Origin of the sequence: Janthinobacterium sp. LS2A (assembly GCF_036543145.1) — a bacterium.
GTDB classification, from domain to species: domain Bacteria; phylum Pseudomonadota; class Gammaproteobacteria; order Burkholderiales; family Burkholderiaceae_D; genus Janthinobacterium; species Janthinobacterium aestuarii.
This window is the reverse complement of record NZ_JAZHPB010000001.1, coordinates 378,781-397,213: the sequence shown is the minus strand read 5'-3', so window position 1 is coordinate 397,213 and position 18,433 is coordinate 378,781. Positions and strand designations below refer to the sequence as shown.

General features: G+C 65.7%; 12 protein-coding genes. 5 read left to right on the top strand and 7 right to left on the bottom strand.

Features of this window, described 5'->3' with window-relative positions; translation table 11 throughout:
- Positions 1-48 precede the first annotated feature (48 nt).
- Entirely contained in the window at positions 49-1,230 is a 1,182-nt protein-coding gene (locus V3C40_RS01835) for a hypothetical protein (protein WP_051991645.1), read from the top strand.
- Entirely contained in the window at positions 1,223-2,149 is a 927-nt protein-coding gene (locus V3C40_RS01830; RefSeq protein WP_331776331.1) for an AAC(3) family N-acetyltransferase, read from the top strand. The genes V3C40_RS01835 and V3C40_RS01830 overlap by 8 nt, the downstream gene beginning before the upstream one ends.
- Positions 2,150-2,160: 11 nt before the next feature.
- Here the strand turns inward: V3C40_RS01830 and hepB are convergent, their stop codons facing one another.
- The 3 genes from hepB to V3C40_RS01815 all read right to left on the bottom strand — a co-directional run bounded on the left by hepB (position 2,161) and on the right by V3C40_RS01815 (position 7,409).
- Positions 2,161-4,344: a heparin/heparin-sulfate lyase HepB gene (gene hepB / locus V3C40_RS01825; protein WP_331776330.1), complete on the bottom strand. Its 2,184-nt coding sequence runs from the start codon at positions 4,342-4,344 to the stop codon at positions 2,161-2,163.
- Positions 4,323-4,973, bottom strand: coding sequence for a hypothetical protein (locus tag V3C40_RS01820; protein WP_331776329.1), 651 nt, complete (start codon positions 4,971-4,973; stop codon positions 4,323-4,325). The genes hepB and V3C40_RS01820 overlap by 22 nt, the downstream gene beginning before the upstream one ends.
- Before the next feature lie 168 nt (positions 4,974-5,141).
- Positions 5,142-7,409, bottom strand: a complete 2,268-nt coding sequence (locus V3C40_RS01815; RefSeq protein ID WP_331776328.1) for an OPT family oligopeptide transporter — start codon at positions 7,407-7,409, stop codon at positions 5,142-5,144.
- 260 nt (positions 7,410-7,669) lie between these two features.
- On the opposite strand from V3C40_RS01815, the gene V3C40_RS01810 reads away from it, so the two are divergent.
- Positions 7,670-9,949, top strand: coding sequence for a penicillin-binding protein 1A (locus V3C40_RS01810; RefSeq protein ID WP_331776327.1), 2,280 nt, complete (start codon positions 7,670-7,672; stop codon positions 9,947-9,949).
- 58 nt (positions 9,950-10,007) lie between these two features.
- Here V3C40_RS01810 and V3C40_RS01805 read toward each other — a convergent pair whose 3' ends face one another.
- Positions 10,008-10,664 carry a TetR/AcrR family transcriptional regulator gene (locus tag V3C40_RS01805; RefSeq protein WP_034756249.1) on the bottom strand — a complete coding sequence of 219 codons (657 nt, stop codon included), beginning with the start codon at positions 10,662-10,664 and terminating at the stop codon, positions 10,008-10,010.
- A gap of 361 nt (positions 10,665-11,025) precedes the next feature.
- On the opposite strand from V3C40_RS01805, the gene V3C40_RS01800 reads away from it, so the two are divergent.
- The gene (locus V3C40_RS01800; RefSeq protein ID WP_331776326.1) at positions 11,026-11,940 is read left to right on the top strand and encodes a lipase family alpha/beta hydrolase; all 915 of its coding nucleotides are present in this window, start codon (positions 11,026-11,028) and stop codon (positions 11,938-11,940) included.
- A 10-nt stretch (positions 11,941-11,950) separates the two neighbouring features.
- Positions 11,951-12,871, top strand: coding sequence for a lipase secretion chaperone (locus tag V3C40_RS01795; protein ID WP_331776325.1), 921 nt, complete (start codon positions 11,951-11,953; stop codon positions 12,869-12,871).
- A gap of 3 nt (positions 12,872-12,874) precedes the next feature.
- Here V3C40_RS01795 and V3C40_RS01790 read toward each other — a convergent pair whose 3' ends face one another.
- Genes V3C40_RS01790 through V3C40_RS01780 form a run of 3 tightly spaced genes read right to left on the bottom strand, consistent with a single transcriptional unit; the run spans position 12,875 to position 18,207 of the window.
- Positions 12,875-15,661: an ATP-binding protein gene (locus V3C40_RS01790; RefSeq protein WP_331776324.1), complete on the bottom strand. Its 2,787-nt coding sequence runs from the start codon at positions 15,659-15,661 to the stop codon at positions 12,875-12,877.
- A gap of 51 nt (positions 15,662-15,712) precedes the next feature.
- The gene (locus V3C40_RS01785) at positions 15,713-16,612 is read right to left on the bottom strand and encodes a putative bifunctional diguanylate cyclase/phosphodiesterase (protein ID WP_331776323.1); all 900 of its coding nucleotides are present in this window, start codon (positions 16,610-16,612) and stop codon (positions 15,713-15,715) included.
- Complete coding sequence (locus V3C40_RS01780) at positions 16,612-18,207, bottom strand: methyl-accepting chemotaxis protein (protein ID WP_331776322.1); 1,596 nt, start codon at positions 18,205-18,207, stop codon at positions 16,612-16,614. The genes V3C40_RS01785 and V3C40_RS01780 overlap by 1 nt, the downstream gene beginning before the upstream one ends.
- Positions 18,208-18,433 lie beyond the last annotated feature (226 nt).

The window sequence follows — 18,433 nt, the reverse complement described above, 5'->3', positions numbered from 1 at the left end:
GCTGCCGGCGCTACAGTAGCCGGAGCCCACCACTACGCCATCACTGCCATGCGCACCTTGCTCACGAAAATCCGGAACACACTGGCGCCGCAGGCAAGCCTGCCGGCGGCCGCGCGCATGGAGCGGCTGTCGGACCGGCGCGGCCTGCCAGCCCTTGACCCCGGGCCGCAAGCCGTCGTCAAGGCTTGCACGGCCTGGCTGTGCGCGGCGCAAGACCATTCCAGCTCAAAGGACGGCGGCGTCGCGCGCGACTACAGCCTGCTGACAGGCTGGTCGAGTTCCTACCCGGAGACCACCGGCTACATCATCCCCACGGTCATCGCCCTGGCGCAGCGCACGGGCGACGAGGGGTTGCATTGGCGCGCGCGGCGCATGCTCGATTGGTGCGTGGCCATCCAGTTCCCGGAAGGCGGTTTCCAGGGCGGGAAAATCGATTCCACGCCGCGCGTGCCGGTCACCTTCAACACGGGCCAGATTTTGCTGGGCCTGGCCGCCGGCGTGGCAGCGTACGGCGCGGCCTACGAGGACGCCATGCACCGTGCGGCAAGCTGGCTGCGCGACAGCCAGGATGGCGACGGCTGCTGGCGCCGCCATCCGACGCCGTTCGCCAGCGCCGGCGACAAGGCCTATGAAACGCACGTGGCATGGGGCCTGTTTGAAGCGGACCGCATCGCACCGGGCCACGGCTATGGCGCGGCCGGCCTGCGCCAGGTCGACTGGGCGTTGACGAAACAGCGCGCCAATGGCTGGTTTGCCTCGAACTGCCTGGACAACCCGCTGCTGCCACTGACCCATACCATCGGCTACGCCTTGCGCGGCCTGCTCGAAGCGCACCGCTTTTCGGCGCGCGCCGGCCTGCTGGACGCCGCCACGCGCACCGGCACGAGCGTCGCCAAGGCCGTGAGGGACGACGGCTACCTGGCGGGTCGCCTCGGCCCGGACTTCCAGCCGGGGGCCGGCTACGCCTGCCTCACGGGTTCCGAGCAAAACGCGCATTGTCTGTTCCTGCTGTACCAGCTCACGGGCGAGCGGCGCTACCTCGACGCGGGACGCCGCCTGAACCGTTTCGTGCGGCGCTCCATCAGCATCGACGGTCCCGCGCATGCGCGCGGCGGCGTCAAGGGCTCGTTTCCCGTCGATGGCGACTACGGGACATGGGCTTACCTGAACTGGGCGGCCAAGTTCTGCATCGATGCCAACCTGCTGGAAATGGAAATCGGAGATGCTTGACGAGGCCAAGCGCGCCGCCAGGGCCGCACTGGAAGCATGGCGCCGCGCCGCCAGCGCCCGGCACGTGCGCCACAGTGCGCCCCACGTGACGCGCGCCGGATTGGCCGCCGATCTGGCGCGGCTGGGCATCGCGCAAGGAGATACGCTGTTCATCCACTCATCGTTGAAAAGCCTCGGTTACGTGGAAGGCGGCGCGCTGGCCGTGATAAACGCCCTGCAGGACGCCGTCGGGCCACAAGGCACCCTGCTGCTGCCCACCTACTATCTGCCGGGCGGCACGGTGCGCGCCACCTGCGCCATGCCCGACTATGTGTTCGACCCGCGCCGCCATGGCACGCACATGGGGCGCCTGCCCGAAGCCTTCCTGGCCAGCGCCAATGTCCGGCGCAGCATCCACCCGACTCACTCCGTGTCCGCGTGGGGCCGCCATGCCGTTCACCTTACCGAAGCGCACCACCACGCGCCCTCGATCTTCGGCATGGACTCGCCCTGGCAGCGCTTCATCGGCTGCGATCAGGCGAAGGTGCTGGGCCTCGGCATTTCCATGGGACCGGTGACGTTCTATCACGCGCTGGAAGACGCCATGGGCGACGCCTTTCCCGTGCCCGTGTGGGAAGACGATACACAGCTGCTGCCCTGCCTGGACCATGCGGGCCGACGCTGGGAAGTGCCCGTTCGCCCTTTCGATTCGGCAATCGCCCAGCGCCGCATCGACCATCCCGGCCGCGCCGACCTGCGCGACTACTTTCACCGGGAATTCGACGCCGCCGGCCTGCGCGTCAATGGGATAGTGGGCGACGCGGCGTCGTGGCTGATACCGGCGCAGGCGTTTTATGCGCACCTGGGCCAGCTGGCGTCCGACGACGTGACGATCTACGCCACAGCGGCGCAGCTGGCGGCACGGCCGGTGAGGCCGTGACACGCCAGCGACTACTTGCGCTGCAGATCGTACACACCGCCCCCATTGGCGACAAAATACAGGGTACCGCCGCCGTCACTCACCTCATCTTCGATGGGGCCATCCGTGCCACGCTTGCTCACCTTCCAGCTTCCCGCCTGCAAATCCGCCACCAGCACCTGCATGGATGCTCTGTGCGCCGGCAACTCGACGGTGACGGTCCCGCCCAGCGGCAAGCCGCTTTTGGAAAACAGCACCACGCGGTCCTGGATTTTCACGCCAGCCAGCAGGGCCGAATCGATGGCCGTCGTCGGCAGCGCAGGCAGCGTGCTGCTCGCATCCATCACCTGCATCACGTTCAGGAACACATCCGTTTCGTTCCCGCTCGGCGGCGACACTTCCAGCCGCCACGCGCCCGCTTCCTCGGTCGAATAATCGGCTTCAGGCTGGATAGGATAGTTCGTGCCGCCAACGCTGAATTCATTGCCGCTGCCGCCGACCTTGGCCAGCAGCGCATTCGCCGGCAGCAAGGTGCGGTTGATCAGCTTGCCGTTGTACTGCAAGGTGCTGTTGTAATCCCAGTCCGTGCGCTGGATGAGCACCGTGTCGCCGCTGATTTGCGGCTCAAACTGGCTGTGCAGCAGCCAGGTCTTCTTGAACCCCGCGTCGCTGGCGCTGACTTTGTCGAACACGATCAGGGCCGCCGGGTGATCCGTATTCTTGAGATTCAAGAACACGAATGAGCGCTGGAACTGGCGCACCTTGCTGCTGTACGCGGCCGTCAGGTCGCCCTTGATGTAGCTGAAGTCGGGCGCCCCGGCCGCGCCGCCGACCTGCTGCTGGCGCAGGACAGTGGCCACCTTGTAGCCATTGGCCAGTTCCGCCACGGATGACGGCTCGTCGCCCGGGAAGCGCTGCCCGCCGTCATTGGCATAGCCGTAGAAATTCTCGTCCGGGTCATGCACGAGCATGGTGTTGTGCGCGATGCTGCGCTTGTGATAATTCATGTCGTGCGCACTGCCGTATTCCAGGGGGATGCTGGGATCGGCCACATCCCTACCGCTATAAATGCCCGAATCGATGGCCAGGCCGCCCTTGTAGTAAATCTGAAAATGCCCGGCGTCATAATGCTCGTGGTTGCCGAACCAGTCGCCGCCGAGCTTCATCGTCGCCACGACATTGCCTGACTCCACATGTATGCCATCGGTCCACCCCGTGCGGGCGATCATCAGGCCGGCGGGATCCGGAAAATATTTGGTCAAGGGCAACGCCACCGGGCTCGGCGTGCTGCCCATGGCCGTATTGCCCAGCAGGATAGGCCAGATGCTGTCCTTGGGGTGGATAAAACTGGTCGACGGCTGCAGCGACTGCTTCAAATACTCATGCTTCAAGGTGGGATTGTTGTAGTAGGTGGCGGGCAGCATAAAGGCCAGCGGTTCGCTCCAGTACTCCCTGCTGTTGGTGTAGGAGGAGTGATAGACGTCGCCATCACGCATCCATTGTCCGTCGGGGCGGCGCGTGTACAGCCAGTGATACGGCGTCATCTGCTGCACGGGATCGAACACGGGCGCGGCGCCCATGCGTCGGAATATCCATGCGGCGTACATATCCGCCAGGAAACGCACCGTGCCATACGACGCACCCTGGTGATACGCTTGCGCCGCGTAGGCATAGTTACGCGGCGCGATATAGTCGGCAAAGAAGCGCCCGGCAACGATATTGTAGACGAGCGGCGCCTCGTCATAGAAGGCGATGGCGGCCGACAGCTGGTCGCGCAGCAGCTGGTTGTCGCTGCCATGGCCGACGACGGGGCCTTGCCGCGATGGCGGAAAGCCGATTTCCATCGTGGCCGCCAGCTGCGTAAAACGCGTAACGACATAGGCGCGCTGCTGCGCACTCATCAGATGGAAGCACCAGTCATACACCATGGCGCTGGCCAGGATGATATCGCCTTTCTCGTTCGGGTGATTGTAGCCGGGCGCAAACTGCACGGCCGCCAGGTAGTCGAGCAGCATCTGCACGGCTTCCCGGCCCCGCTGCGCCTGCGCCGCCGAACCGCCGCGTTCGTACAGCAGAGAGTACAGCGCCTTCGCCTTGATCGCGCTCACGGCATCGACCTGGTGATTGCTCCTGGCCGGGCCGCCAGGCACGAACACGGGCAACGCCACCACCGCCGGTGCCGCGACAAACCCGTTCAGGACAGCGCGATGCTGCACCATTTCCTGCGCGCGGACTCGAAACGGCTACGTATCGCGGCCAGGTCCCCCACCCGGGCAAACACGCGCGGATGCTCGCCGGCGGGCGGCAGCACGGTGGGCAGCGGATACACGCCATAGCCTTGCGGGACAAAATCGGCCAGCGCCGTGACCAGCAAGCAATCGATCCCCAGGCCGCCCTCGCGGTACTGGAGCTTCAGTTCGCGCTCGCCCGCCGCGAGCCAGCGCGTGACGGGCAGCCAGGTCCACTTCGGCGGCTGGCCGGCGGTGAACGGCACGGATGCACTGGCATAGGCGCCATTGTCGACCGCCAGGTACAAGGACGCGGCGTTCGCCGCCGACGCCAGCACGCGCAGCCAGATCGTATAGTTGCCATCGCGGGGCACGGTCACTCTGTACGACAATTGCGCCGCCGCGCCTGGCGACTCGGCACGCGCCAGGTCAGCCGGCGTACTCAGATAGCCGCCGCCGGAAACCACGTTGCCGCCCTGGCTTTCCAGCCCCCATGGCGCGCCAGGCGCCGTACTTTCCGCCTCAAACATGGCCTCGACGGGAAAAGGCGTGGCATGCAGGGCAGGACTGGCTGCCAGCAAGGCAAAAGAGATAAAACCGCGTTGCAGTGGGGACATGAGGAGAACTCCAGATTGTTGTATTTTAAACAGCAACAACAATACACCACCTGGCGATATTTGATTTCATTTTTATAACAAAAATACCTGAGCCGGCCGGCGACGGGCAAAAAAAAACCGCCCGGATCGTCATGACACCGGGCGGTTCTCATTGGGTTGGCTACAACATCAAGCCTGCGGGCGGTCCGCCTTTTTCTCGCGCGCCACGATATACAGCAGCACGATGATGACGGCATACGGCAGCAGCGACAGCGCGTCCGAGTGCAGGCCCGCGTAGAACGGGTTGCCGTGCTCGGCCCAGTCGGCCATCATCTGGTCGAAGTGCGTGAGCACGCCGGCCGTGATGGCGATGATGATGCCGGCCAGCGCGCCGCCGGCGATGTAGCCGGAGGCCAGCAGCACGCCCGAGCTGCGGTCGCCCGCCAACTGGCGCTCTTCCTCGTTCAGTTTCGCATTGTGTTCCAGCTTGTTGTTGCGGCGGTCCGCCAGCCAGCGCACCAGGCCGCCGACGAAGATCGGCAAGGTCGATGACAGCGGCAGATACACGCCCACGGAAAACGCCAGCGACGGGATACCGGCCATTTCCAGCACCACGGCGATCATCACGCCGAACAGCACCAGGGTCCAGGGCAGTTGCCGGTCGAGGATGCCCTTGATGATGTAGGACATCAGCACGGCTTTCGGCGCATCGTATTTCTTCACTTCCGAACCGTCCGGACGCTTGCTGTAATGGCCGTTAATGCCCGGATCGACCAGGTAAGCCAGCTGGCCATCTTCCTTGACGAAATACTTGCCGGCCGGGCCGCCCACGGTGTCCGTCTTTTGCCAGACTTTATACGTATTGTGGTCGGTATCGGCTTGCGGGCCATGCAGCTCGCCCGTCACCGTCAGCTTAGACGCATCGACCGTCAGGCCGGGCGCCACTTGCGCGGCCGGCACGTAGACGGTGCTCGCTTCGTTCAGTTTCAGCAGAATCGGACCGAGGATCAGCGCGGACGACAGCGCGCCGGCCAGGATCGCGTACTGCTGCAGGCGCGGCGTGGCGCCCACCAGGTAGCCGGTTTTCAAGTCTTGCGACGTGGTACCCGCATTGCTGGCGGCGATGCAGACGATGGCGCCCACCGACAGGGCCGTCACATAGTAACGCCCGCCCGTCCAGCCCATGATCAGGAAGATCAGGCAGGTAAACAGCAAGGTGGCCACGGCCATGCCGGAGATCGGGTTCGACGACGAGCCGATTTCACCGGTCAGGCGCGACGACACGGTGGCGAACAGGAAGCCGAAGACGAGGATCAGCAACGCGCCGAGGAAGTTCATGTGCAGCGGCGTGGCGAAGGTGATCACGGCGATGATGGACAGGCAGCCGATGACGACCCATTTCAGGGGGATATCCTGGTCGGTGCGCAGGGTGGAATTGCTCTTGACGCCCTTGCCGATGCCTTTCAGGCCGGCCGACAGGCTGCGCCAGATCATGGGCATGGCGCGCACGAGGGAAATCAGGCCGCCGGCGGCCACTGCCCCCGCACCGATGTACAGCACGTAGGCGCTGCGCACGTCGTCCGCGCCCATTTCGCTGATCAACTTGGTGCCAGGAGACAGCACGGTGGTCAGGCTGTCGCCGAAGAACTTGATCATCGGGATCAGCAGCAGGTAAGACAGCACGCCGCCAGCCGCCATGGTGGCGGCGATGCGCGGGCCGATGATGTAGCCCACGCCCAGCAATTCAGGGGAAATCTCGGCGCCGATGGAGCCGCCCTTGAGCGGCGCGGCAAATTCCACGCCCGGCGTATCCTTCCAGCCCTTGAACGAGATATTGAACACCTTGTACAGCAGGCCGACGGCAAAGCCGCCGAAGATGATCTTCGCGCGGCGCTTGGCGTCCAGCGCGGCGGCCGAATCCTTCTCGATGCTTTCGCCGGCGGCGATGCGCGATTCTTCCGTGGCGGCCGCCTTGAGCACTTCGGCGCACGCCGTACCTTCGGGGAATTTGAGTTCCTTGTGCTGGTCGACGATCATGGTGCGGCGCATGGGGATCATCATCAGGATGCCCAGCAGGCCGCCGAGGATACCGACCAGCATGACCCGCGAGATTTCCAGGTCGAAGCCGAGGATCAAAATGGCCGGCATGGTCACGCCCAGGCCGAAGGCCAGCGATTCGCCGGCCGAACCGGCCGTTTGCGTGATGCTGTTTTCCAGGATCGACGAATCCTTGCCGCCCACCTTCTTGGCCAGGCCGAACAGGGTGATGGCGATCACGGCGACGGGAATCGACGCGCTGACGGTCAGGCCCACTTTCAGCACCAGGTACAGCGAGGAGGCGCCAAAGACCATCCCCAGGATGACGCCCATGAATAGCGCGCGGAAGGTCATCTCGGGCAGCTTCGCATCGGCCGGAATGTACGGCTTCACGACGCTCGGTGTTGCATCTTTTGCCATGGATATTTCCTTAATTTTTAAAAATAAACAGCCCGGATTGACGCCCGGGCTATTTTCTTGAAGCCGAGACTATCGCACAGCCGCGTTTCGATGAAAAGGTTTTTTGCTCCCGGTCCCGGCGGCCAGCCCTGGCACCCCGCCCGCGCCGGAACGGCTGGCGCATTGGTCTATAATCGCTGCCACCGTGCCCTGCACGCTCACGTGAGACTGCCTTGACTGCCAAACGAACCGGATTCCCCTGGCCTTCCCGCCGCGCCACCGTGCGCGCTATCATCATCGCCGGCTGCGCCGCGCTGGCCGCTGCCCTGCTGCTGGCTGCCTACCTGTTCCTGTACGTACGCCCCCGCCTGCCCGAACTGGGCGTCATCACCGACTACCAGCCGAAGATACCGCTGCGCGTGTACACGGCCGACAATGTGCTGATCGGCGAATTCGGCGAAGAACACCGCGACTTCGTGCCGATTGCGCAAGTGCCGGAAATGATGAAAAAGGCCTTGCTGGCCATCGAGGATGGCCGCTTCTATGAACACCACGGCATCGACTTCGTGCGGGCCGGCGGCGCCGTGGTGTCGAACCTGCGCCACGGCTTCGGCCACGGCGGCGGCTCCACCATCACCATGCAGGTGGCGCGCAATTTCTTCCTGACGCGCGAAAAAGTCGCTTCGCGCAAGCTCAACGAAATCATGCTGGCCCTGAAAATCGAGTCGGCCCTGTCGAAAGACCAGATTCTCGAGCTGTACATGAACCAGATGTACCTGGGCCAGCGCTCGTTCGGCTTCGGCAGCGCGGCGCAGACCTACTTCGGCAAACCGCTCAATGAACTGTCGATCGCGGAAATGGCCATGCTGGCGGGCCTGCCGCAAAACCCGTCGCGCCACAACCCGATCAGCAATCCGAAAAAGGCGCACGCGCGCCAGCGGCTGGTCTTGAAACGCATGCGCGAACTCGATTACATCAGCGAAGGCCAGTACCAGCAAGCGCTGGCCCAGTCGCTGCATATCAATAGCCGCGGCAAGCAGGGTTTCGATACGCACGCCGAATACGTGGCCGAACTGGCGCGCCAGGCCGTCTACGCGCAGTTCAAGGAAGACAGCTACACCAAGGGCATCAGCGTCTACACGACGATCCTGAAAGCGGATCAGGACGCGGCCTATGCTTCGACGCGCCGCAACGTCATCGCCTACGACCAGCGCCACGGCTACCGCGGCCCGGAAACCTTCATCGACATGCCGGCCGACCCGGAGCAGCGCGACGACGCCATCGATGCGGCGCTGCAAAAACGCCCGGACAGCGACGGCCTGATCGCCGCCGTCGTCACGGACGTGGCCAGCGGCAAGGTGGTGGCCGACACGGGCGACGGCGACGCCAAGACGATCACAGGCGATGGCTTGCGCTTTGCCGCCCCCGCCCTGTCCGCCAAAGCGAGCGCCGGCATCAAGCTGCGCCCGGGCGCCGTGATCCGCATCACCAGGGATGGCAAGGACAACTGGGCCATCACGCAAGTGCCGCTGGTGGCCGCCGCGTTTGTGTCGCTCGACGCGGACACGGGCGCCTACCACGCCATGGTGGGCGGCTTCGATTACAACCTGCAAAAGTTCAATCACGTGACGCAAGCGTGGCGCCAGCCCGGTTCGGCCATGAAACCGTTCGTGTATTCGGCGGCGCTGGAAAAAGGCTTTTCGCCGGCCACCCTGATCAATGACGTGCCTTTGGAAATGCAGGCGGGCGGCAAGGTGTGGGCGCCGCAGAACGACGACTTCAAGTTCGACGGCCCCATCACCATGCGCTATGCGCTGGCGCAATCGAAGAACGTGGCCTCGGTGCGCATCCTGCGCGCGCTGGGCGTGTCGTACACGCACGACTTCATGGAAAAATTCGGCTTCGACCCGGCCCGCCAGCCGAACAATCTGACCATGGCGCTGGGCACGGGTTCCGTCACGCCCGTGCAGATGGCGGGCGCCTACGCCCTGTTCGCCAATGGCGGCCACCAGGTGGAACCTTACCTGATCGACCGCATCGTCGATGCCAAGGGCGCCATCCTGATGCAGACCAAGCCGCCCGCGCCGAACGACGACAAGACCCTGGCGCTGGACCCGCGCAACGCCTTCGTGATGGACAGCATGCTGCGCGAAGTGGCGCGCACGGGCACGGGCGCGGCGGCAACGAAAAAACTGGTCCGGACTGACATCGCCGGCAAGACGGGCACCACCAGCGACGCCGTCGACGGCTGGTTCGCCGGCTACAGCGGCGGCATCGTGGCCGTGGCGTGGATGGGCTACGACGAGCCCAAGTCCCTGGGCGGACGCGAATTCGGCGCCACCCTGGCCATGCCGATCTGGATCGACTACATGCGCACGGCCCTGTCGACGCGCCCGCAAGTCACGCGCGCCGTGCCGGATGGCCTGAGCCAGGTCGATGGCGAGTGGCTATATGACGAATTCATCGACATGAACGGGATCAAGACGCTGGATATGGACGTGGAGACGCCGACGGATCCGGCAGCCGTGCCGGAGACGCTGCCCGTGGAAACCACGAACTGATCAGTAGGTCGGGTTAGCCGGAACGGCGTAACCCGACAAGCCGCCGTCGGCGGCGTTTTTACGGCGCCTTGACCATGCTCAAATACCCGCGCGCCGTACTGACGACGCTATCGGCGAAATCGTCGACATTGACCTTCGCCGCGCGGTACTTCCAGCGTTTCACGTACCAGTCCTGGAACAGGGCCAGGCAGTGCGCGGCCAGCAAGGTCGGATCGCCCTGCGGCTTCGGTTCGATTTCGGCGATGGTGGCGGCGATCAGGGTCTGCACATACAGTTCCGAATTCTTCGCCATGCTGCGCTGCTCGACCTGCAGCACGCGCGAATCCATGAAGACAAAATAAAACCACGGCTGCAGCACTTCGGACAGGTAGATCGACGAGCGTATCATCGCTTCGAGGCGGTCCAGCGGCGACTTCACGTCGACGAACAGCAGCGGCAAGGCTTGCGTGGCGTGGCGCACCACGTCCTCGATCATTTCGGCCAGTTGATCCTTGCTGGTGATGTAGCCATACAGGCCGCCCATCGACAGCCCCGTCTCGCGGCACAGGTCGCGCAAGCTCATGGCGCGAAAACCCACGTCATTGGCCAGGCGGAAGGTGGCGACGAAGATGCGTTCAAGATTTTCCAGCGCCGGCTTGCGGCGCTTGACGCCGATACGTTCCGCGTGGCGGTCAAGAATATATTCCCAGATGTTTTCGCCATTTAAAGGCGTCATCTGCTGAAACTGTTCAAAATTAAAATGGGTCGACAAGTGCATTCCCAAATAACGGTGTAAGAGCGATATCCATGCAATGCCTGGGCAAGGCACTGCAAGACGGCGGGACGGCTGATGCGGGGCCGATTATAGCTCAGGAAAACAACTATTTTACTTTTCAACTATGCAATGGGCGCATAAGCCACGCCAAATACCCACAGTTATTGCGCTGCATCATGCAATTCAAATGCAATTTACATCGAGCGGTGCTACATTTAAAAAACCGAGCGCTCGCTATTTTTAATGCATCGAGAATGCAAGGAGTGCACGGTTCACCGCTACAGCATCGACATTTCCATATTATTCAAATAACGGAGACAAAATGAAGACTCGCTTTTGGCAACTGCTATCCACCCTGCTGTTCACTCTCGCCATCCTGCCCGGCAGCGCCAGCGCCGCCGGCTACACGCAAACGAAGTACCCGATCGTGCTCGTGCACGGCCTGTTCGGCTTCGACAAGCTCGGTCCCGTCGACTATTTTTATGGCGTCTCCGACGCCTTGCGCAGCGGCGGCGCACAAGTGTATGTGACCACCGTGTCGGCCGCCAACAGCACGGAAGTGCGCGGCGAGCAGCTGCTGTCGCAGGTGCGGCAAATCCTCGCCGCCACGGGGGCGGCCAAGGTCAATTTGATCGGCCATAGCCACGGCGGCCCCACGGCCCGCTATGTCGCCTCCGTGCGCCCCGACCTGGTGGCGTCCGTCACCAGCGTGGCCGGCGTGAACAAAGGCTCCAAGGTGGCAGACATCCTCAGCGGCGCCATTCCCAACACCAGCAACGCGTTGGGCAATGCGCTCGCCTCCCTGATCGGCATTTTATCGGGCAACAAGGGATTGCCGCAAAACGCGGGCGCCTCGCTGGCGTCGCTGTCCACGGCCGGCTCGCTCGCTTTTAATAGCCGCCATCCGCAAGGTGTGCCCACCTCCGCCTGCGGCGAAGGCGCGTACCAGGTACAAGGCGTGCACTATTTTTCCTGGAGCGGCGCGCAACCGTACACGAACGTGCTCGACGTGGGCGACCCGGTACTGGCAGCCATCAGCCTGGCCTTCGGCGGTGCCAAGAACGATGGCCTGGTCAGCAGCTGCTCCAGCCACCTGGGCAAGGTAATCCGCGACGACTACGCCATGAACCACCTCGATGAAGTCAACCAGTTCGTCGGCATCGTCAACCTGTTCGAAACGAACCCCGTCACCGTCTTCCGCCAGCAGGCCAACCGCCTGCAAGGCCTGGGACTGTAAGGAGAAGCGCATGCACGCGAAATCGATCATCGGCGGCAGTCTGGCGGCCCTGGCCCTGTACCTGGCGCTACGCCCTGGCGAAGCGCCGGCCCCGCCGCCGGAAAAGGCGGAACCGGACCTGTTCGCGTTCGTGCGCTCGATGGAAGGCACGCGGCCCGACGGCAACGTGACGGTGGCCACCGGCGACAAGCTGGTGGTCGACGCGGAACTGGCGCACCTGTTCGACTACTACCTGGCGGGCCTCGGTGAAAAGCCGCTGGCCGCCATCCGCAGCCAGATCGAGGCGGAACTGGACCGGCGCCTGGCGCCAGTCCCCGCCCGCGAAGCCAAGCGCCTGCTGGGCGCGTATCTGGCCTACAAGCAGGCGCTGGCCGGCGCGGAACAGGCGTTGCCGGCGCAAGCCGATGCGGCCCTGGCGGCGCGCGCGCGCCTGCAAGCCATGCGGGCCTTGCGCGGCAATTACTTTACGCCAGAGGAAAGCGCGGACCTGTTCGGCGCCAGCGACGCGTACGACGACGATGCCGTGGCGCGCATGGCCATCCTCGGCGACACGTCGCTCGATGAAGCGCAGCGCCAGTCGCAACTGGCGGCGCTCGATCAAAAAATGACGCCCGCCCAGCGCGCCGCACGCGACGCGCCGCTGCAGGTGGCGCAGCTGGACGCCTCCGTCAGGACCTTGCGGGCGCAGGGCGGCGGCGAGAATGAAGTGTACCGCCTGCGCGCCAGCACCTTCACGCCGGCGGCAGCGGCGCGCCTGGCGGAACTGGACCGCGAAGAATCGCAGTGGCAGCAGCGCATCATCGCGTATCAAGCGCTCAAAGCCCAGATAGCCAGCCTGCCCGGCGGCGCGCAGGATGCGGCAGCCCTGCAGCAGCTGCGCGACGCCAGCTTTACCCCGGACGAACAGCGCCGGCTGGGCGCCTACGAATAGAGTTCAAGCCAGCTGCGCCAGCAAAGCCGCCGCCGCCATCACGTCCGTCGTATCGCGCCCCTGCCGGTAGCCCGCATGGACGGGAGCCAGCACGGCATGCGCGGCGGCGCGGCGGCCTTGCGCCTGCAGCACGGCCGCCAGACTGGTGGCGCAGCGCAGCTCCCAGCCAGGCGCCTGCTGGCCCCTGGCCAGCCGCAGCGCTTCTTCCAGCTGCACCCGCACCGCTTCCAGGCCCGCCGTATCATCTTGCGCCAGCGCCCGCCAGCGGTGGTGCGCGTCGCGGCGCAGCACTTCCGGCGCGCTCCACGGCGCCATGCCCATGCGCGCGCGCCGCAGCGCCTGGCTATCGGCGGCCGCGTCGTGCAGGGTGGCCATCAGATCGACCTGTATCGGCCAGCTGCGCACCGCGGGCCAGGGGAACTGCGCCAGCGCCTCGCCCCCATCGAGCAGGCGCTGGTAGGCGGCGCCCCAGGCGCTCCAGTACAGCAAGCCATAGCGGGCCGCATGCTCGCACAGCAGGCAAGTCCACGCATGCGCCAGTTCCCGCTGCCCGCACCATAGGGCGACGGGAATGGCATTGACGGCCAGCGCCACGCACAGCGTGACGCCATTGTGTTCGAAGCCCACCGCCACCGCCTCGCGCACCAATTCCAAGGCGTCGTCGGGACGGCCCTGCATCCACAGGCAGCGCGCCAGCGTGCCGCGCAGGCACACCTGGTGATCGGCCAGCAAGGCATGATTGAAGCCGAGCTGCCGCGCGCCCTCGGGATGGGCGAGCACCATGCGTGCCAGCGCCGCCGACTGCGCGTAGCGTCCCTGCACATACTCGCCTACGGAGCGCATGCGCGCCAGTACCAGCCGCATCGGCGCGTCATCGCGGGCCTCGCGCGCGTCGCACAGGACGGCAAGCTCGGTGGCGTAACTGTCGGCGCGCTGGAAATCGGCCAGCTTCAGGCAGCAGATCCACATGCCGCAAATCGCCTCACAGCGGCGGCTGCCATCGTCCGTACGCATGGCCAGCGCATAACCGTGCTGGAACGAACGCAGCATGGTGCCGGTGATGCCCTGCGTATGCAGCAGCAGGTGCGCCTGCGAGGCATGCAGCCGCATCTCGCTGTCCGGGTCGTCCAGCCCACGCGCGGCCATGCGCTCGAGCGCCCGCCCGACGCGCACGCGGTATTCGTCCATCAGCGACAGCTGATAGAACAGGGTTTGCGCGGCCAGGGTCAGGGACACGCCCAGCGCCACGTCGCCCTCCTCGCCGAAAGCCCAGTCGATGGCGGCGCGCAGGTCGTCGACATGGCGGCCGTAGCGCGCGCTCCATTGGGCCGGCGGCATGCCCGCCCAGTCGGCGGCGATGCGTTGGGCCAGGCCCAGGCAATGGCGCGCGTGGCGCAGCAGCACGGCGCCCGCATCCCCGCCCGCCGACAACAGCGCGCCGGCATAGGCGCGCGTGGTGTCGAGCAGCCGGTAATACACATGCTGGCCGCAAAACTCGATGCTGACGAGGGACTTGGCCGCCAGGTCGGCCAGGGTGTCGAACACGTCGCATCCGGCCACGGCGCTGGCCGACTCGAGGCGGAAGCGGCTCCTGAACACGCTCAGCGCCTGCAGCACCTGGCGCTCTTGCGCGTCGAGCAGGCCATAGCTCCAGTCCAGGGTGGCGCGCAGGGCCTGGTGGCGCAAGGGCATGTTGCGCGCGCCCCGCGTGAGCAAACGAAAGCGGTCATCAAGCTGGCGGCGCAATTCGTGCAGGCCGAAATGGCCGATGCGACCGGCCGCCAATTCCAGCGCCAGCGGGATGCCATCGAGCCGCCGGCAGATGTCCACCACCACGGGTACGTCGGCGTCGGCCAGCACGAAAGCATCGTCGACGGCCGCGCAGCGTTCGCAAAACAGCTGCACCGCGGCGAAATGGCGGGCTGCCGCCGCATCGGGCACGACATCGGCCGGCGGCAATTCCAGCGCGGGCAGGCGCTGCAACTGCTCGCTGGTGATGCGCAGCGGCTCGCGGCTGGTGGCCAGCACGTGCAGCAGTGGCGCACCCTTGAGCAAGGCGTCGGCCAGCGCGGCGGCCGCGCCGATCACGTGCTCGCAGTTATCGAGCACGATCAGCATGTGGCGCGGGCGCAGGTAGGCCAGCAGCACCGGCATGGCGTCGCCGGCCGCCACGGCCACGCCCAGCGCCGTGGCCAGCGCCAGCGGCACCAGGCGCCCCTCGTCCAGCGGCGACAGGTCGACGAAACACACGCCGTCGGCATAGCGGCGCAGCACGCGCGTGGCCAGGACGACGGCCAGCGTGGTCTTGCCGATGCCGCCCGGGCCGGCAATGCACAGCAGGCGCAATTGCAGCAGCTGGTTGGCCATCGTCTGCAGCACCTCGGCGCGACCCAGCATGCGCGTGAGCATGACGGGCAGGTTGTGCCGCGGCTCGGCGCCTGCCGCACCGGGCGCCGGCCGGCCCGTGTGCGCCAGCGGCGCCAGGAAGCCGTAGCCGCGCCCGGGAATGGTGGTGATGTAGCGCTGGCCATCGCGGCCATCGCCGAGCGCCTTGCGCAGCGCCGCCAGATGCACGCGCAAGGTCGCGTCGTCGACCACGGCATTGGGCCAGACGATGGCCACCAGTTCATGCTTGTCGACGATGTCGCCGGCGCGCTCCAGCAGGGCCAGCAGCAAGTCCATGGCCCTGCTGCCCAGGCGCAGCGCGCGTTCGCCCTCGAACAGCACGCGCTCCAGCGGCAAAAGGCGAAACGGGCCGAAGACATAGGCCGGGGCAGGACTGTTTATCATTCTTGCGTGGGGGAGTAGGTGTTAAAGCACGCGGCTTGCAGTGGCCATATTCTACTGAGCATCCGCGCCATGCCGCATGGCGCCATGTTTCGGCACTGTTACAGGGCCGGCCGGCGCGCCAGCGGCCAGCAGCGCGGCCACGTCGGCCGCGGGCGCCGGGCGGTGCAGGTAAAAGCCCTGTACCTGGGGGCAGCCCAGCCGCCGCAGCTGCGCCAGCTGTTCACCGTTTTCCACGCCCTCGGCCAGCGCCTGCAAGCCCAGGCCCCGCGCCAGCGCCAGGGTCGAGGCGACGATGACAGTGTCACAATCTGCGCTGCCACCGCTGCCCAGGTCGCGGATGAAGGAGCGGTCGATCTTGATGGTATGAATCGGCAGCAGCCTGACATGGCTCAGGCCCGAATGGCCGGTGCCGTAATCGTCGAGCGAAATGGACAGGCCCAGCGCGCGCAGCCGGCGCAATCCCTGCGTCGCCTGCGCCATGTCGTCGATGCAGCAGCTTTCCGTCACTTCCAGCTCCAGCAGGCCGGGCGGAATGGCGTGACGCCGCAGGCAGCCCAGCACGAAGTCGGGTAACTGCGGCTGGCACAGCTGGCGCGCCGAGACATTCACCGCGACCGGCACCACCGGCAGGCCCTGCGCGCGCCACTGCGCCAGCTGGCGGCAGGCCGCGTCGATGCCCCAGTTGCCCAGCGCGGCGATGGCGTTCGTCCGCTCGGCCAGGCCGATGAATTCGTTCGGGTAGACGAGGCCGTGGCGCGGATGGTTCCAGCGCAGCAGCGCTTCCAGGCCGACCAGGCACAGCCGCGCCGTATCGAACTTGCCCTGGTAATGAAAGCAGAATTCGCCGTCGACGATGGCCCTGTCCAGGCGCCCCTGCAACTCCCGGCTGCGCACCGGCGCCCGGCACAGCAGCGCCAGCGCGCCGTGCCAGAACCTTGCCAGGCGCGCCACTAAGCCAGCAGGCGCGGCACGGCAGGCGCAGGGCGGCCCGCCAGAACCGCCGGCCCCTGGCGCAGGCGAAACACGCTGACCACCTGCAGCAGATTCGCCGCCTCGCCTTCCAGCGATTGCGATGCGGCCGCCGCTTCCTCCACCAGGGCCGCGTTCTGCTGCGTCACTTCATCCATCTGCACGACCGCCTGGCTGACCTGGCCGATGCCCGTGCTTTGCTCGGCGCTGGCCGCCGTGATGTCGGCCACCATCTGGCTCACGCGCCCCACGGCCGCCACCACTTCCTGCATCGTGGCGCCGGCTTGCGCAACCAGCGCCGCACCCGCGTCCACCTGCTGCGTCGAGGTGGCGATCAGGGCGCGAATATCGCGCGCCGCCGCCGCGCTGCGCTGCGCCAGGTTGCGCACTTCCGTTGCCACGACGGCAAAGCCGCGCCCCTGCTCTCCCGCACGCGCCGCTTCCACTGCCGCGTTCAGGGCCAGGATATTCGTCTGGAAGGCCAGCATGTCGATCACGCCGATGATGTCGGCGATCTGCGCAGACGAGGCGCTGATGGCGTCCATCGTATGGATCACCTGGCCCACGGCTTGCCCGCCGGCGCCGGCGATGTTCGCCGCCTCGACGGCCAGCACGCTCGCATGGCGGGCATTGTCCGCGTTCTGCTGCACCGTGGAACTCAGTTCCTCCATGGCCGATGCTGTCTGTTCGAGCGAGCTGGCCTGCTCCTCGGTGCGCGACGACAGGTCGACATTGCCGGCCGCGATCTGCGACGAGGCCGTGGCGATGGTGTCGGTGCCGCTGCGCACGCGCTGCACGATGTCGAGCAGGTTGCCGTTCATGATGCACAGCGCGTCGAGCAGCTTGCCCGTTTCATCGCCGCCGTGGCGGCCGAAGGTCGACGTCAAATCGCCGGCGGCCACGGTCTGCGCCACCGCCAAGGCATGGCGCAGCGGATCGACGATGCTGCGCGTCACCAGCCAGGCGGTAACGAGCGAAAAGAGCACGGCCAGCGCGCTCAGCGCCAGCATCATGTTGCGCGCCGTGACGTATTCGTGATGCACCTGGGCGCCCGCCTCTTCCATCAGCGCATGCTGGTAGGCGATCAGGCTTTCCAGCGCCGCCATGTAGCGCAGCTGCTCGCCGCGCACCGTACCGAGCAGCAAACCGGTCGCTTCATCGCGCGCGCCCTCTTCCAGCAGGGCCAGTACCTTGTCGCGCCCGCCGTTGAACGCGGCGCGCGCCTGCGTCACGGCCGCCATCAGCTCGCGGCCCTGCGGCGACTGCACCGCCTTTTCCAGCTGCGCCAGTCCTTTTTCCGTGTCGCCGCCCGCCCTGGCGATGGTGGCGCGTTCCTGCGTCAGCTGCTGCGGTTCCGTCATCAAAAGCAGGTTGCGCGAGGAGCGCGCGATGATGTTGACATTCTTGATGATGTCGTTGGCCAGCACGGTTTTCGGATATTTATCATCGATCACGTCGCGCATGCGCAGTTCCAGGCTGGACAGGCGCAGCATGCCCAGCACGGCGGTCGCCAGCAGCAGCAAGGTCAACAATGCAAAGGCACAGCGCAAGCGCGTGCCGATTTTCATATTTGCCATCTTTATTCGCATCCTTCAGTGTGGTGCATCGGTCATCGCGCCGGGCTCGCATGCAAGGCTGACGGCAATGGCTGCCGCCTGCCAGGTATGGCCGGACGCAGCAGGCGGAAGGGTCAGCCGGGATGTGGCCGAGGCGGGAACAAGGGCGGTACGGCTGGCAGTGTGAGTTATCTCACAGGCAATGTCGCGTTAAGTTTTGAAAAGATTTGCTTAGATGACAAAACAG

Coding starts and splice junctions, on each gene's coding strand:
- V3C40_RS01790 (WP_331776324.1), bottom strand. CDS start 15,661: ATGATAAACAGTCCTGCCCCGGCCTATGTCTTCGGCCCGTTTCGCCTT.
- V3C40_RS01800 (WP_331776326.1), top strand. CDS start 11,026: ATGAAGACTCGCTTTTGGCAACTGCTATCCACCCTGCTGTTCACTCTC.
- V3C40_RS01780 (WP_331776322.1), bottom strand. CDS start 18,207: ATGGCAAATATGAAAATCGGCACGCGCTTGCGCTGTGCCTTTGCATTG.
- V3C40_RS01820 (WP_331776329.1), bottom strand. CDS start 4,973: ATGTCCCCACTGCAACGCGGTTTTATCTCTTTTGCCTTGCTGGCAGCC.
- V3C40_RS01805 (WP_034756249.1), bottom strand. CDS start 10,664: ATGACGCCTTTAAATGGCGAAAACATCTGGGAATATATTCTTGACCGC.
- V3C40_RS01830 (WP_331776331.1), top strand. CDS start 1,223: ATGCTTGACGAGGCCAAGCGCGCCGCCAGGGCCGCACTGGAAGCATGG.
- V3C40_RS01835 (WP_051991645.1), top strand. CDS start 49: ATGCGCACCTTGCTCACGAAAATCCGGAACACACTGGCGCCGCAGGCA.
- V3C40_RS01815 (WP_331776328.1), bottom strand. CDS start 7,409: ATGGCAAAAGATGCAACACCGAGCGTCGTGAAGCCGTACATTCCGGCC.
- V3C40_RS01795 (WP_331776325.1), top strand. CDS start 11,951: ATGCACGCGAAATCGATCATCGGCGGCAGTCTGGCGGCCCTGGCCCTG.